Annotated in this window: 14 protein-coding genes and 1 tRNA gene; 5 read left to right on the top strand and 10 right to left on the bottom strand. The window is 73.0% G+C overall.

The annotated features are described in order from the left end of the window. Positions 1-67: 67 nt before the first annotated feature. A tRNA-Ile gene (locus ACGWYJ_RS37325) sits at positions 68-141 on the top strand. Here ACGWYJ_RS37325 and ACGWYJ_RS37320 read toward each other — a convergent pair. Beyond that, positions 139-582, bottom strand: coding sequence for a PaaI family thioesterase (locus ACGWYJ_RS37320; RefSeq protein ID WP_395111297.1), 444 nt, complete (start codon positions 580-582; stop codon positions 139-141). The genes ACGWYJ_RS37325 and ACGWYJ_RS37320 overlap by 3 nt on opposite strands. A 79-nt stretch (positions 583-661) precedes the next feature. Between ACGWYJ_RS37320 and ACGWYJ_RS37315 the strand changes: the two genes are divergently transcribed. From ACGWYJ_RS37315 to ACGWYJ_RS37300, 4 genes are all read left to right on the top strand, one after another. Further along, positions 662-1,378 carry an LppX_LprAFG lipoprotein gene (locus ACGWYJ_RS37315; protein ID WP_395111296.1) on the top strand — a complete coding sequence of 239 codons (717 nt, stop codon included), beginning with the start codon at positions 662-664 and terminating at the stop codon, positions 1,376-1,378. Beyond that, positions 1,375-2,910 (top strand): MFS transporter, encoded by a 1,536-nt coding sequence (locus ACGWYJ_RS37310; protein ID WP_395111295.1) that lies wholly within the window; start codon positions 1,375-1,377, stop codon positions 2,908-2,910. The genes ACGWYJ_RS37315 and ACGWYJ_RS37310 overlap by 4 nt, the downstream gene beginning before the upstream one ends. 116 nt (positions 2,911-3,026) lie before the next feature. Beyond that, positions 3,027-3,707 (top strand): hypothetical protein, encoded by a 681-nt coding sequence (locus ACGWYJ_RS37305; protein WP_395111294.1) that lies wholly within the window; start codon positions 3,027-3,029, stop codon positions 3,705-3,707. Between the two features lie 66 nt (positions 3,708-3,773). After that, positions 3,774-5,060, top strand: a complete 1,287-nt coding sequence (locus ACGWYJ_RS37300; protein WP_395111293.1) for an SDR family NAD(P)-dependent oxidoreductase — start codon at positions 3,774-3,776, stop codon at positions 5,058-5,060. Here the strand turns inward: ACGWYJ_RS37300 and ACGWYJ_RS37295 are convergent. The 9 genes from ACGWYJ_RS37295 to ACGWYJ_RS37255 form a co-directional block, all read right to left on the bottom strand. Next, on the bottom strand, positions 5,032-6,660 hold the full coding sequence (locus tag ACGWYJ_RS37295; RefSeq protein ID WP_395111292.1) for a hypothetical protein: 1,629 nt from the start codon (positions 6,658-6,660) through the stop codon (positions 5,032-5,034). The two genes, ACGWYJ_RS37300 and ACGWYJ_RS37295, sit on opposite strands and share 29 nt — an antisense overlap. Before the next feature lie 155 nt (positions 6,661-6,815). Further along, the gene (locus ACGWYJ_RS37290; RefSeq protein WP_395111291.1) at positions 6,816-8,426 is read right to left on the bottom strand and encodes a cation acetate symporter; all 1,611 of its coding nucleotides are present in this window, start codon (positions 8,424-8,426) and stop codon (positions 6,816-6,818) included. Beyond that, positions 8,423-8,782 carry a DUF485 domain-containing protein gene (locus ACGWYJ_RS37285; RefSeq protein WP_395111290.1) on the bottom strand — a complete coding sequence of 120 codons (360 nt, stop codon included), beginning with the start codon at positions 8,780-8,782 and terminating at the stop codon, positions 8,423-8,425. The genes ACGWYJ_RS37290 and ACGWYJ_RS37285 overlap by 4 nt, the downstream gene beginning before the upstream one ends. Before the next feature lie 198 nt (positions 8,783-8,980). After that, positions 8,981-10,714 (bottom strand): cation acetate symporter, encoded by a 1,734-nt coding sequence (locus ACGWYJ_RS37280; protein WP_395111289.1) that lies wholly within the window; start codon positions 10,712-10,714, stop codon positions 8,981-8,983. Continuing rightward, positions 10,711-11,166 (bottom strand): hypothetical protein, encoded by a 456-nt coding sequence (locus ACGWYJ_RS37275; protein ID WP_395111288.1) that lies wholly within the window; start codon positions 11,164-11,166, stop codon positions 10,711-10,713. Before ACGWYJ_RS37275 ends, ACGWYJ_RS37280 begins: the two co-directional genes overlap by 4 nt. Next, positions 11,163-11,960, bottom strand: a complete 798-nt coding sequence (locus tag ACGWYJ_RS37270) for a LytR/AlgR family response regulator transcription factor (protein WP_395111287.1) — start codon at positions 11,958-11,960, stop codon at positions 11,163-11,165. The genes ACGWYJ_RS37275 and ACGWYJ_RS37270 overlap by 4 nt, the downstream gene beginning before the upstream one ends. A gap of 83 nt (positions 11,961-12,043) precedes the next feature. Then, entirely contained in the window at positions 12,044-13,288 is a 1,245-nt protein-coding gene (locus tag ACGWYJ_RS37265) for a sensor histidine kinase (protein ID WP_395111286.1), read from the bottom strand. Between the two features lie 52 nt (positions 13,289-13,340). Next, on the bottom strand, positions 13,341-14,417 hold the full coding sequence (locus ACGWYJ_RS37260) for a 2OG-Fe(II) oxygenase family protein (protein WP_395111285.1): 1,077 nt from the start codon (positions 14,415-14,417) through the stop codon (positions 13,341-13,343). A 205-nt stretch (positions 14,418-14,622) separates the two neighbouring features. After that, the coding region (locus tag ACGWYJ_RS37255) for a hypothetical protein (protein WP_395111284.1) at positions 14,623-15,287 on the bottom strand (665 nt) is incomplete at its 5' end.

Here is a 15,287-nt window from a genome sequence, read left to right as displayed (position 1 = left end):
CAGCGATCGCCGCAGGCGCGACAAGCGAGGAGCGCAGCTCGCGCATGCAATATAAGATGCCCCCTACGGGGCGGTAGCTCAGCTGGTCAGAGCAGGAGACTCATAATCTCTGGGTCGCGGGTTCGAGTCCCGCCCGCCCTACGAGCGGGGTTCGGGTCGGCGGGTCTGGGACGGGGGGTCCAGGCGGAGGAGCTGGACCTGGCCCATGGCGACCTTGCGGGCCGTTTCGTCGGTGATGGTGACGTCCCAGAGGTAGCGGCCGTCTTCGTCGTCGGTCAGGGTGGCGCGGATGGTGAGCGTCCCGGTGGAGATGGCCCGCAGGAATTGGGTGCGGTTGCTGATTCCGACGACTTGCCGGTCGAGTCCGGCGCGCAGGGACGCGCCGATGCTGGCGGTGCTTTCGATGACGGAGCAGTACACGCCGCCGTGGACGATGCCGTGGCCTTGCAGCAGTTCGGGGGTGACGGTGAGTTCGGCTTCGACGCTGGAGGTGTCGGCGTGCGTGAGGCGCATGCCGATCAGCCGTTCGAAGGGGCCGGGGGGTTCTCCGAGGAACCGGCTGATGTCAAGGCTGGCTTCCATGGCGCCCCATCGTAGAGGGGCCGCGTTTCGGGGGGTGCGAGGCGGCCCGTGGGAGGCGTGGGCACCCTAGACTCCACCTATGTCTGGCTTGCGCGGCCGGTTGGCGCCGGTGTTCCTGTTCGTGTGCGCCGTGGTGTTGGGGATGTCCGCCACGGCTTGTTCGGGTGGGGACGAGGGGCGGGCGAAGGCGCCGCCGTTCGATGGGGCGCAGGTGCTGCGGCAGGCGTCGGCGGCGATGGCGAACCTCAAGAGCGTGGGGTTCACGGTGACCACGGAGGACAAGCCGCCGGTGGCGGTGCGCGGCGGTGACATCAAGTTGCTGCGTGCGGGGGACGCGGAGGGGACGCTCACCATCGTGCAGTCCGGCCAGTCGGTCGAGATGAAGATCGTCGCGGTGGGGCAGAGCGTCTACATCAAGGGCGTGACGGGTGGGTGGCGGCAGGTGCCCAAGGCCCTGGCGTCGTCGCTGTACGACCCGTCGGCGGTGCTGGATCCGAACCGGGGGATCTCCAAGTTGCTGTCCTCGGTGACGGGTGTGAAGGCGGAGGGCAGGGAGAAGGCCGACGGCAAGGACTCCTACCGCGTGGGGGTGACGTTGCCGAAGGCGGCGATCGAAGGGCTCATCCCGGGGATCAGGTCGGACGTGCGCGGGCAGGTGTGGGTGAGTTCCAGCGACCATAAGCTGATCAAGGTCAGGGGTGAGATCCCGCCGCTGGCGGAGGGCGGCGAGAAGGGCTCGGTGGTCATCACGTTCACCGAGTTCGACCACCCGTACACGATCAAAGCCCCGGTGTGAGGTCCCGCCGGAGGGTCGCGATCGGTGCGGGCGGCGCGGTGGTGCTGCTGGCCGCGCTGGACGCGTATGTGGTCACGACGATCCTGGTCGCGGTGGTCGAGGATCTCGGTATCCCGATCAACCGGCTGGAGCGGGTCACGCCCGTCCTGACCGGGTTCCTGCTGGGGTATGTGGCGGCGATGCCGCTGCTGGGCCAGTTGTCGGACCGGTTCGGCCGGCGTGCGCTGCTTCAGGCGTGCCTGGTGTTCTTCGCGGCGGGTTCGGTGGTGACGGCGCTGGCGCATGGGGTGCCGGTCCTGACGGCGGGACGGGTGGTGCAGGGCGTCGCGGGCGGTGCGCTGCTGCCGGTGACGATGGCGCTGGCCGGGGACTTGTGGGACGAGCGGCGCCGTCCGGTCGTGCTGGGCGCGGTGGGCGCCGCGCAGGAGCTGGGCAGCGTGCTGGGTCCGCTGTACGGGGCGTTGATCGTCGCGTGGACGGACGACTGGCGGTGGGTCTTCTGGGTGAACCTGCCGCTGACGGCGCTGGCGATGGTGGCCGTGCATTTCTCGGTTCCCGCGGGGCGGCCTCATGACGCCCGCCCGGCTGTGGACGTGGTCGGCGGGCTGCTGCTGGCGGCGGGACTGGGGCTGCTGGTGGCGGGGCTTTACAGCCCGGAACCGGAGGAGTCGGCGCTGCCGCCGTGGGGCCTGCCGGTCGTGGCGGCCGGCTGTGGCGTGCTGGGGTTGTTCGTCCTGTGGGAGCTCAAGGCCCGTACGCGCCTGCTGGACCTGACGGACGTGCGGCGCGGCCCGCTGCTGGCGACGCTCGGGGTGAGCTTCCTGTCCGGCGCGGCGCTGATGGTGACCTTGGTGGACGTGGTGCTGGTGGCGCGGACGCTGCTGGACAGGTCCACGGTCGAGGGCGCGCTTCTCCTGACGAGGTTCCTGGTGGCGCTGCCCGTCGCCGCCGTGCTGGGCGGGATGCTGGCCCGCCGGGTGGGCGAACGCCTGCCCATGGCCGCCGGGATGGCCGTCTCGGCGGTGGGCTACCTGCTGATCGCCGGCTGGCCGGCGGATCCGGCCGCCGCCTCGTACGGCCCGCTGCCCAGGATGGACACCGACCTGGTCGTGACCGGCCTCGGGCTGGGCCTGGTGATCGCCCCGGTGTCGTCGGCGGTGCTGCGCGCCGTCCCGGACGTCCGGCACGGCGTGGCGTCGGCGGCGGTCGTGGTGGCGCGGATGATGGGCATGCTGCTCGGCGTGTCGGCGCTGTCGGCCTGGGGTTTGCACCGCTTCCACGCGCTGACGGCCGATCTGGAGATGCCCTTGCCGTTCCTGATGCCGGAGCAGGAGTTCGAGCGCCGGCTCGCGGCGTACGAGGCCGCTCTCCAGGACGCTCTGCGCACCGAGTACGGCGAGATCTTCCTGATCACGGCGGGTCTCTGCGCCCTGGCCGCCCTCCTGGCGCTGGCGGCCCCCGCACGCCGCCCGAGCACGCCGGGTCCTTCCCCGGCCCATCACGGACACGATCGAACAGAAATTCGCCAATAGGCGGCAATAATCGCCCCAGTAATGGTCGACCACCTCCCCCGCCTCGTACGGATACCAGGCGAAAAGCACGGTGGCGCACACAATAAACACAGCAGCGCCGCATTAGTATGAAATTTGTGGCTAGGGCCTCTTACCGGGAGTGCGCGCTCTCCGGGGAGGTGACGATGATGCGCGATTCCGGCATCGGAAGGGGAGGCATGCCGCGCGGCCGGAGGCTGCGGAGCCGGCTCGGCCTGGAGCGCAACGAGCTGCGGCGGCGTGTCGACCGGGTGCAGCGCTGGGCGGCGCTGGGCATCTTCGTCCTCATGGTGCTGGTGTCCACGCCGGTGGCGGCCTGGTGCGCGACCATGGCGTACGAGGCCGGGCTGCGGGCGGAACGGCATGAGCGGGCGGACCGGCGGCAGGTGGTCGCGACGGTGGTGGCGATCGGCGGGATCGACGCGGAGGGGAACCGCTACCTGCACGAGACGGTGAGGGCGACCTGGCAGCGGCCGGGCACGCCGGACCGGCCGGCCGAATCGCATTCCGGGACGCTGCCGAGCTGGAAGGGCGCGAGGGTCGGCGCGAAGAAGACGATCTGGGTGGACCTGCGGGGCGAGCCGACCGGCCGTCCGCGCCCGCACGGCCGGACCGTGACCGACGCGGCGTACGCGGCGGGTTCGGCGTTGCCGGCGACGGGGCTGCCGTTCCTGGTGGCCTATGTGATGGTGCGCCGCCGCTGTGACCGGCATCGGTACGCGATGTGGGACGCGGCGTGGGCCAGGATGGACGCCCAGCGCGGACGCAACTCATCCTGACCGTCAGGACCAGGCGGTCCCGCACTGTGCGGCGGATCACCCGATTCACCCGTTTTAATGGGCGCCATGCGGGATGAGGACGTGCGGACGTGCCTGCGGGTGCTGGACGAGCTGGCCGAAGCCGACGACGGCGATCCCGACCTGGAGCGCGTCCGGGCGGCGGTGACGGCGTTCGTGAAGCGGACCCGGGGCCGGGACCGGGCGCGGGAGCGGCGGCGGCGCGCCGCGGCCGACGCCGCCGTGCTCGCCTCCACCGCGACCGGCGCCACCGCCCGCGAGGAGGGCGTCCCGGTGAGCGCCCCGGTGAGCGTTCCGGCTCGGCCCCGCACGCCCCTGGGCGGCCTGCTCACCTGCTACGTCTGCAAGGTCCGTTTCCGGGACGCCGACGCCTTCTACCACCGGCTGTGCCCGTCCTGCGCGGAGGAGCACCACGCGCGCCGGCACGCGCGCGCCGACCTGTCCGGACGGCGCGCGATCGTCACCGGGGGCCGGGTGAAGGCCGGGTTCGAGCTGGTGCTGAAGCTGCTGCGGGACGGGGCCGAGGTCACGGCGGTGACCCGTTTCCCCGCCGACGCCCGCCGCCGGTTCGCCGCGGTCGACGATCACGCCGCGTGGGCGCACCGGCTCACCGTGACCGGCATGGATCTGCGCGACGTCCCTGCGGTCGTCCGCTGGTGCGACGAGCTGGTCGCGGACGGGAGACCTCTGGACATCCTGGTCAACCTGGCCGCGCAGACCCTCCGTCACCCGCCCGAGTCGTACGCGGCGCTGCTCCGGGGAGAGGACCGGCCCGCGCTGGCCGCGGGCGCGGCGGCGTCCGCGCTGGAACTCGCGGTGGACTCGGCGGGCCTGCTGCCCGACCCGTCGCCCCGCAACTCCTGGACGCGGCTCGTCCACGAGGTGGACCCGGTCGAGCTGCTGGAGGTCCAGCTCATCAACGTGACGGCGCCGTTCCTGCTGCTGGGACGGCTGCGCCCGCTGCTGGAGCGCTCCCCGCACCCCCGCCGGTACGTGGTGAACGTCACGGCGGCCGAGGGCCGGTTCGGCAGCGCGCACAAGGGTCCCGAGCATCCGCACACCAACATGGCCAAGGCGGCGCTGAACATGCTCACGCTGACCAGCGCGTCCGAACTCGCCGCCCACGGCGTCCACCTGACCGCGGTCGACCCGGGCTGGTTCACCGACCAGCAGCCCGTCCCCGACCGGGACCGCCGCGCCGCCGCCGGGTTCCGCCCGCCGCTGGACGTGGTGGACGCCGCGGCCCGCGTCTACGACCCGATCGTGCGCGGCGAGCGGGACGGCGAGCTCCTGCACGGCTGCCTGCTCAAGGACTACCGGGTCGTCGGCTGGTGACGGCGCCCGCCGTGGCCAGCAGTTCGATGAGGGACCCGGCGAAGCCCTCCTCCAGCAGCCGGAGCGCGACCGCCCACGCCTCCGGGCGGCCGGTCAGGTTCTCCTCGACGTGCTCGGCCAGCCTCAGCAGCACCCTGGGGTCCGGGCACCCGTCCGAGGGCGCCAGGACCGCGTCGGCGCTCGCGCGGGCGAGCACGTCGTCGGCGGTGATCCGGCCGCGCAGGTCTCGCACGCCCGGTCCGTAGGCCGCGACGGGGTCGAAGTGGGAGCGGCGTCCCGGTTCGCGCAGGCGCCTGGACGAGCCGTGCCCGGTCTCGTCCACGAACAGCGGTTCCAGCACGACGTCCCCGGACCGCCCCAGCAGCGCCCGGATCCGGGCGGTGCCCCGCATCCCCGGCACCCACAACGACTCCGCGACCACCGTCAGCACCTCGTCCGGGACGGTGTCCACGACGAACCGGGCCGTGAGGGTCCCCGCGACGAGCCCGTTCCCCACCACCTTGAGGATCGTGTCGGCGCCCGGCGCGGCGCCCTGCTCGCACAGGTCGGTGAGCACTTCGGGAGCGGGATCGGGCATGCGCGCGGCCAGACCGGGATGGTCGGCGACCACCATCCGCAGCAGGTCCAGCGGGGCGTCGGTGCGCGCGGCCACGAACGCCGCCGCGCTGCGCGGCAGGGGTCCGACGTCCCCGCGCCACCGGCGGGCGTCCGCCGGCACCGCGTCCCAGTCCACGCGCGGGATGGCCGGGTGCCGCCGGTGCACGACCGTCGCGACGATCGGCCGGCGCCGCGCCCATGGGTCGCGGCCCGGAAGGTCCATGATCTCTCCGACCGAGCGCAGGATCTCCGGGCGGCGCACCCGTTCCGACAGCTCGCGCAGCCGCCGCGCGCCCTCGTCGCTGGTGATCGCCGCCTCCGCGTACGCCAGGACGCTCGGCTCGTCGGCCTCGGGTCCCCAGCGGTACGCGGGCAGCCGTCCCTCGCGCACCAGGGCACGGAGCTCGTGCACGCGACGGGCGTCCAGCAGGGTCCGGCACGCCCGGACGGCGCCGTGCGGATCGGCGCCCGCCCCGAGGAACCGCAGCGCGCGCCCGGCCAGGTCGGGGTCGGCCGCGTACAGGAGGGCGTGGTCGAGCGCGTTCTGCCGCCCGCGGCCGGCGGACAGCAGCGTCCGCGTCCGCTTCGGCAGCGGTACCGGTGTGACGCCGTCCCGCCGCGAGGTCTGGTGAGCGAGCTGGCGGCGCAGGTTGCGCGGGATCCCGTTCGGCGTGGGCCCGGCGAGCAGCATCCGCTCGTTGACCTGCGGATCGTCCAAGTCAAGGAGCCGTCCCAGCAGCGAGGGGGTGTGCCGGCATGACAGGGCCTGGTCGATGAGCCACTTCAGTTGCTCGGGCTCGCGGCGCCGCAGCATCGCCTCCGCGACCACCCGGTTGGGCATCCCGTGGCTGTGCAGCGCATGCCGTGCCCGCTCGCCCGGCAGGACGTCCAGGAGCGCGTCCATCTCTTCCGGTGTGGCGAAGCGCAGCAACCCGGCCGTGCAGTGAGCGATGTCGCGCGCTCGCGTCACGATGCCGCTGGAGGGCGGCCAGTGAAGGGACATGTGCGGCAATGTACTCGGGAGGGTCCATGACCGGAGTGCGGATTTCCGGCCCCGGACGCGGAGCGGCCCCGTCCCTGGGGCGGGATGGGACGGGGCCAGGGGCCCCGCGCGGGACCGGGCGCTGGTCGAGCCCGCGCGGGACCGAGCGGGGGCCGTCAGTGATGTACGGCTTTCTCCGCACCCGCGCCCGTGAGGGAGCGGACCTCGATCTCGGCGTACTTGCCGCTGTTGGACTCCTTGCTGAGGATCGTCCCGAGCCAGCCGCACAGGAAGCCGAACGGGATCGAGATGATGCCGGGGTTCTCCAGCGGGAACCAGCTGAAGTCGGCGTCGGTGAACAGGGCCTTGTCCGTGCCGGACACGACGGGCGAGAAGACGACCAGGAAGATGGCCGAGCCCAGGCCGCCGTAGATGGCCGCGACGGCGCCCGCGGTGTTGAACCTCTTCCAGAACAGGCTGTAAAGGATCGCGGGCAGGTTCCCGGACGCGGCGACCGCGAACGCCAGCGCCACCAGGAACGCCACGTTCAGCCGCTGGGCGTAGATGCCCAGGACGATCGAGACGGCGCCGATGACCAGGGCGGCGATGCGGGCGACACGGATCTCGTCGCGCTCGGTCGCGGTGCCCTTCTTGAACACGTGCGCGTACAGGTCGTGCGCGAACGACGAGGACGAGGCGAGGGTGAGCCCGGCGACGACCGCGAGGATCGTCGCGAACGCGACCGCGGCGATGACCGCCAGCAGGATGGTGCCGCCCGCGTCGCCGAAGATGTCGTTGCCGATCGCCTCGGCGAGCTGTGGCGCGGCGGTGTTGCCCGCGGAGTTCTGCTCGCGGATGGTCTCCGTTCCGACCAGGGCGGCGGCGCCGAAGCCCAGCACCAGGGTGAGCAGGTAGAACGCGCCGATGATGCCGATGCCCCAGAAGACGGACTTGCGGGCGTCGCGGGCGGTCGGGGTGGTGTAGAAGCGGATCAGGATGTGGGGCAGGCCCGCGGTGCCCAGCACCAGCGCCAGGCCCAGGCTGATCAGGTCCAGCTTGCCGGTCAGGCCCGTCGCCTCGGTGGCGTAGCGCTGCCCCGGCTCCAGGAACGCCTCGCTCTTGCCGCTCTGTTCGGCCGCGTCCCGCAGCAGCGTGGACAGGTTGAAGCCGAACTTGCCCAGCACCAGCAGGGTGACCAGGGTCGCGCCGCCCATCAGCAGCACGGCCTTGACGATCTGCACCCAGGTGGTGCCCTTCATCCCGCCGAACACCACGTAGATGATCATGAGTGCGCCGACCAGCGCGATCGTCGCGCCCTTGGCGAAGTCGCCGGTGAAGCCGAACAACAGGGCCACCAGCGCGCCCGCGCCCACCATCTGCGCCAGCAGGTAGAAGATCGACACGGCGATGGTGGACACCCCCGCGGCGGTGCGCACCGGCCGCGGGCTCATCCGGAACGCCAGCACGTCGGCCATCGTGAACCGGCCCGAGTTCCGCAGCAGCTCGGCGACCAGCAGCAGCGCGACCAGCCAGGCCACCAGGAAGCCGATCGAGTAGAGGAACCCGTCGTAGCCGTACAGGGCGATCAGACCGGCGATGCCTAGGAACGAGGCGGCGGACATGTAGTCGCCGCCGATCGCCAGCCCGTTCTGCACACCGGAGAAGGAACGGCCGCCGGCGTAGAAGTCGGTGGCGTCCTTGGTGTGCCGGCTGGCCCAGACGGTGATGGCCAGGGTGCCCGCGACGAAGGTGACGAACAGGATGATGGCCAGGGTCTCGTGGCTCATCGAGCCCCTCCTTCGGTGCCGGGGGCCGCGGTCTCGGCCTCGACCTGCCGGCGCAGCTTGTCGGCGAGCGGGTCGAGCGTGCGCTCGGCGTGCCGCGCGTACAGCCAGGCGATCAGGAAGGTCGACGCGAACTGCAGCAGGCCGAAGATCAGGGCGATGTTGATGTACCCGACGACCTGGGTGCCGAGGAAGTCCCGCGCCCAGCCGGACAGCACCACGTACAGCAGGTACCAGGCGAGGAAGGCCGCCGTCATCGGGAACGCGAAGCGCCGGAACCTGGCGCGCAACCGCTGGAACTCCTCGGTCCCCTGGAATCGTTCATAAACGGAGTCGGAACCCCGTTCCTTCACTACCACGACGCCTCCTCAGTTGTGACGCTGGTCACGCGCCACCGTAGGGAGCGGCGGGGGACGCGGCGAGGGGAAAGGGCGGAGAGTGCGGCAAGGCGCCGCACTCGATCGTTGATCTACGAGTGGCGTCGACGAGCGGTCGGTGCGCCGCGACGAACGGTCGCCGTCCCGGTCCCGCCGGGCGGCGGGGCGCCCGCGCGGCGCTCAGACCCGCCTGGGACGCCAGGTGCCCCGGTCCACGTCCAGGGACTCGGGGGTGTGCAGCCGCACCATCATGCGGACCACTCCGGGCGGCACCTGGCGCGGCGTGCACCACGACACGATGATCATCGTGGCGAAGGCGACCGGGACGGTCCACGCCGCGGGCTGGGCCAGCAGCGCGCCCGCCAGCCCGGACGGGGGCCCGGCGGCGATCGTCACCACCACCGCGGCGCCGGCCAGCACGCCGCCGGTGGCCAGCCCGGCCAGCGCGCCCGCGACGGTCAGCCGCCGCCACCACACGCCGAGCACCAGCAGCGGGCAGCAGGTGCTCGCCGCCACCGCGAACGCCAGCCCGACCACGTCCGCGACGGACAGCTCGCGGGCGGCGATCGCCAGCCCCAGCGGGACGATCAGCGCCAGCAGCGTCGCCGCCCGGAACGAGCGGACGCCGCCGCGCAGGATGTCCTGCGCGAGCACCCCGGCGACCGACACGGTGATCCCGGACGAGGTGGACAGGAACGCCGCCACCGCGCCACCGGTCACCAGCGCGCCCAGCAGGTCACCGCCCAGCCCGCCGATCACCCGTCCGGGCAGGGTGAGGACGACCGCGTCCGTGCGCCCCGTCATCAGCAGATCGGGGGTGTACAGGCGGCCGAGCGCCCCGTACAGGGCGGGCAGCAGGTAGAAGACGCCGAGCAGCGACAGCACCATCACGGTCGTGCGGCGCGCGGCCTTGCCGTCGGGATTGGTATAGAAGCGCACCAGGACGTGCGGCAGCCCCATCGTGCCCAGGAACGTGGCCAGGATCAGCGAGTACGTGGCGTAGATGGAATGGTCGCGCCCGGCCAGGGGCATGGCCCATTCCCGGTCGGTGCGCACGGGCGTCCCTTTCACGTGCGGGACGTCGGCGCCCGCGGGGAACGTGACCGTGGTGCCGTTGTCGATGCGGTGCGGCCCGGCGCTCAGGGTGATCTCCGAGCCGTCGTACCGGCGGCCGTCCACGTGCCCGTCCGCCGTGACCCGCACCGGCGTGACGACCTCGACCGTCACGGGCAGGCCGATCGAGACGGCGGTGCGCTCGGCGAACCGCGGCGGCGCGTCCCGGGACGACAGGTCGGGCGCGCCGTCGAACCGCCACGCCAGCAGCAGGAAGATCAGCGGCACGGCCAGCGCGGTCAGCTTCATCCAGTACTGGAACGCCTGGACCAGGGTGATGCTGCGCATCCCGCCCGCGAGCACGTTGGTGGCCACCACGACGGCGATCAGCACGCCGCCGCTCCACAGCGGCGCGCCCACCACCGTGCGCAGGACCAGGCCCGCGCTCTGGAACTGCGGCAGCAGGTACAGCCAGCCGATCAGCACCACCAGCACGCTCGTGGCGCGGCGCACCGCCATCGACTCCAGCCGCGCCTCGGCGAAGTCGGGCAGGGTGTAGGCGCCGGAGCGGCGCAGCGGCGCGGACACCAGCACCAGCAGCACCAGGTAGCCGCCCGTCCAGCCGACCGGCAGCCACAGCATGTCCGCGCCGTAGGCCAGGATCAGCCCGGCGATGCCCAGGAACGAGGCGGCCGACAGGTACTCGCCGCCGATCGCGGAGGCGTTGCGCAGCGGCGTGACGGTACGGGACGCCACGTAGAAGTCGGACGTGGTGCGGGAGATCCGCAGGCCGAGCGTGCCGATCAGCACGGTGGCGATGACCACCAGCACGACCCCGGCAAGCCCGTAAGCGGCGGTCACCTGCCCCCTTCCAGCCCCCGGTCGGCACGGCCGCCGTCACGCCGGTCACGGCCGCCGTCGACGAGGTCGGCGAAGTCGCGCTCGTTGCGCTCGGCCGTCCGCACGTACCACCAGCCGCACACCACGAACCACGGGTAGATCAGCCCGGCCAGCACCACCCACGCCAGCGGCGCGCCGAACACCCGTGCCACCCGCAGGTCGGGGACCAGCGCGAACAGCGCGGGGATGCCGAGCACCACGATGGCCAGCGTCAGGCAAAGCCGCAGCGCCAGCCGCAGCTGCGTCTGCACGAGGGAGCGCATGTACGCCTCGCCCAGCCCGGTCTGCTCGTCGATCTCCCGCGTCACCGGGTACCGGGGGCGGCGCGCGGCGCGGGTGCGCGGCGAGGTCACCAGGACCCGCCCCGGCACCGGCCGCTCGTCCCGCCGCTCGTCCTGCCGCTCGGTGGTCACGGCGCCCGCCTCGCCTTGCGGACGAGCAGGTCGCGCAGCTCCCGGATGTGGCGGCGGCTGACCGGCAGCTCCGCGCCGGCGACCCGGATGGTGCAGCGTCCCGAGTCCAGCCGCAGCTCCTCGATGGCCGACAGCGCCACCAGATGGCTGCGGTGCACGCGGACGAACCCGGCGCCGCGCCACCGTTCCTCCAGCGCCGCCAGCGGGATCCGCACCAGGTGGCTGCCGGCCGCCGTGTTCAGCCGGGCGTAGTCGCCCTGCGCCTCGACGTACAGCACCTCGGCGGGCGCGACGAACCGGGTGACGCCGCTCAGCTCGACCGGCATCGGCTCCGGCTCGGCGGCCCCGCCCGTCCGGGACGCGGCCTCGGCGTCCTCGCCCTCGGCCTCCGACACCCGCCTGATCGCCTCCGCCAGCCGTTCGGGACGGACGGGCTTGAGGATGTAGTCGGTCGCCTTGATCTCGAACGCGTCGACCGCGTGCCCCTCGTAGGCGGTGACGTACACGATGTGCGGCGCCCGCGTGAACTGCGCGAGCACCCGGCCCAGCACGGTGCCGTCCAGGCCGGGCATGCGGATGTCGAGGAAGACGGCGGCGATCGGGCGTCCCTCGCCCATGGCCCGGTCGAGCCAGCGCAGCGCGGACGCGCCGTCCCGGGCGGTGCACACCTCGCCGATCCGCGGATCGGCGCGCAGATGGTGGACGAGGTCGTCCAAGGCGGGAGCTTCGTCGTCCACCGCCAGGACCCGCAGTCCCACCGCACCGTCCTTCCCCGTGCCGCCGTGCCGCACCATGTCGCAGATCACATTCCAGCCATGCGCGGGTCACCAGTCAACCGCCCCATCGCCCTGGTGGGAACCCCTGACGATCCGGCGGGTCAGGACGCGGTCACACCGGGGCGGTATTTCGGTACACGCAACGTCACCTTCGTACCCGCGCCGGGCCCCGTCTCCACCGCCAGGCCGTACTCGTCGCCGTACACCTGGCGCAGCCGGTCGTCGACGTTGGCGAGGCCGATGCCGGCGGCCGTCTCCGACCTGGCCCGGTCCGCGCCCTCCCCGTCCGCGCCGTCCCGCGCGGCCCGGTCCTCACCGGCCAGCAGCCGCCGCACCCCCTCCGGGTCCATGCCGATCCCGTCGTCGTCCACGCTGATCACGCAGTCGGCCCCGGCGTCCTCGGCCACGATCGTGATGTGGCCGCGCGCCGAACGGTCCTGCAACCCGTGCCGGACCGCGTTCTCCACCAGCGGTTGCAGGCACAGGAACGGGACGGCGACGGGCAGCACCTCGGGCGCGATCCGCAGCGTGACCCGCAGCCGGTCCTCGCCGAACCGGGCCCGCTGCAACAGCAGGTACCGGTCGATGCACCGCAGCTCCTCGGCCAGCGTGGTGAAGTCGCCGTGCCGCCGGAACGAGTAGCGGGTGAACCCGGCGAACTCCAGCAGCAGCTCGCGGGCGCGCTCGGGGTCGCTGCGCACGAACGAGGCGATGGTGGTGAGCGAGTTGTAGATGAAATGCGGCGAGATCTGCGCGCGCAGCGCCCGCATCTCCGCCTCCATCAGCAGCGTGCGGGACCGGTCGAGCTCGGCCAGCTCAAGCTGCGCGTCCATCCACTGCGCCACCTCCTCGGCGGCGCGGATCAGCCCGGCGGGCACCTCCTCCCCGTACGCGGCGAGGGTGCCCACGACCCGGTCGTCGGTGGTGAGCGGCACCACCACGGCGCGCCGGATCGGGCAGTCGAGCCGGTCGCACTCCACGTCGTGCACCTGCGTGCGGCCGTTCCCCAGCGTGACCTCGGCGAGCCGCAGCACCTGCTCGGCGTGGTGCTCGTGCGCGCCGTCCCACGCCAGCGCCCGCTCCCCGTCGGTGATGGCCAGGGCGGCGGAGCCGAGCAGGGCGCGCAGGTGCCGGGCGGCCTTCTGCGCGCCCTGCTCGGTCAGCCCCGCGCGCAGCGCGGGCGCGGCCCTGGACGCAGTGTGCAGTGTCTCGAAGGTCGCCCGCCGCGCCGGGCCTCCCAGGTTGCCGCCGCGCGCGACGCCGCCCCGGCTCTGGACCCGCCACCACACGAGCGCCGGCGCCCAGGTGAGCACCAGCGCTGCGACCACCGCGACGACCACGTCCATGGCGTAAAACTATTCCGCTCACGCATCCGGCGCTCGTCTCTCCCGGCCCGGATCAGCGGGACAGGGGCGCGGCGCGGAGCCGGTCCAGGACGTCCAGGCGGCCGTCCCCCAGGATGCGCCTGGTCGCGGCCCGTTCGGGGTGGCGGCGCATCATCATGGTGGTGAAGTGCGTGCCGTAGTGCAGTCCCTCCTGCCGGTCCGCGTCGTCCAGCAGCGGACGCAGCGTGGTCTCGAACGCGGGCTCGTGGTAGTAGGCCAGGGCATGGTGCTCGGTGCCGGCGAGGGCCACCTTGTGCGGTGTCGACAGGATGTACCCGCCCGTCAGGAACTGCATGACGTCCCCCGGGTACACCGAGAGGACCCCCGGAACGGGAGGGATCCGGATCCACGGCGCGTCGTCCTCGTACAGCCCGGCGGTGCTTTCGGACTCCAGCCAGTTGCGCGGGCGCCGCTCCCCCTGGACGGGCGGCCGGATGGACAGCCCGCCCACCTCGTCCTGCACGGCGATGATCAGCAGGCCGTAGTCGGTGTGCGCGCCTATGCCGTGCGCGGGCCGCCGTGTGACCGGCCCCTCCTCTTCTGCGGAAAAACGCAGCACGCGCAGGTGATGCCAGCCGTCGTGGGTCAGCCGGGTCAGCTCGTCCGGCGCCGGAAGCCCCAGGCCGAGCGCCACCAGCCGCAGCAGCGTGTCGCCCACGGCCCCGGCCATGTCCATGAACGCCCGCATCGCCAGCCGGTACTCGCAGTCGGGCCACGGCACCGGCCCGTGGCACGGCCAGCGCTCCCGCACCCGCGCGTCCCCGGCCGGGACGTCCTTGCACACGGTGAAGATCTCCGGGCGCCCGGTCTCCCCCACCCCCGCGACCCCCGCGTCCGCGGCCTCCCCGAAGATGCCGTAGCCGCTGTAGGACAGGTCGCTGACATGCCGCGCCTTGTACTCCACCGGCAGGGAGAAGAAGAGCCTTCCCGCGGTCGTCGCCGTGATGATCCGCTGAGCCTGGACGGGACTGGTGGCGATCTGGAAGAGCCCGTCCGACCGCCAGGCATCGACCATGTCGCGGCCCAGCGCGCGGTCGGACGACGTTCCGCGCACGGTCTCCGGCAACCGGAAGGTCCTCAGTGCGGCCATCTAGGGATCCCTCCTTGGGGGTGACCGGTTTCCCGCCGATACCGTGCCTGCTGCCATGTGCCTGATGGCATGTGCCTGCTGCCATCTAAGGCCGGGGCGTGCCCGCACGGTGACGCTTTGGCCGCGTTCTGCGCCCAACGAACGCGCATCATCGGCAAGTGGCCGTCTCCAGCGCCGAACGGCACCAGGAGCCACCCCCAGGGCCTCAGGACACGCCGGCGTCGAGCCTGGCGAGGACCGGGCCGAGCAACTCGTTCAGCTCGGCGACCACGACGACGAGGGCGCGGTGCGCCGCCTCGGCCGCCTCGTCACGACGGCGCGGCCCCGTGGGCATCTCGGGGGCCGCGGGCAGCCGATCCAGCGGGACGGGTGCGTCCACCCGCACGGTGGTGCGCAGGTACGGGACCTTGGCCAGGTCACGCTCGGCCGGCTCCACGAACTGACCCAGCACCTCGGGCCGGCCCTGCCGGCCGCGGTCGCGCCACCAGTCACGGGACGCCGCCAGCGCGGCCGGCGGCGGCGCGGCCAGCGCGATCCGCGCGGTCGGTGAGCCGTCCCAGGTGTTGCGGACGAGCGAGGCCGACAGGACGCGGCGGTGCCACCGCACGAAGCCCGGCTCGCTGATCGGGGGCGTGGCGACGCGCCAGGCCGCGCAGCAGAACGCGACCGGCGCGATGTCGCCCCACGCCCCGTCGAACTCGCCGATGTGCTCCCAGAGCCGTTCGCTGTAGCGGCCGCCGGCACCGCGCGAGCGCGCGGTCGTCCCGCTCGTCGATTCAGAACGCCTGCCGGGCGCCCATGCCCGCCGGTCAGAGGGACGTGATGCCGGCCGCGGGCGGCGCGTCGGGGACGCTGCCCGGCTTCGGGACG

Origin of the sequence: Actinomadura sp. SCN-SB, from assembly GCF_043906805.1 — a bacterium.
Lineage (GTDB): Bacteria > Actinomycetota > Actinomycetes > Streptosporangiales > Streptosporangiaceae > Spirillospora.
This window is presented reverse-complemented; position numbering and strand designations above follow the sequence as displayed.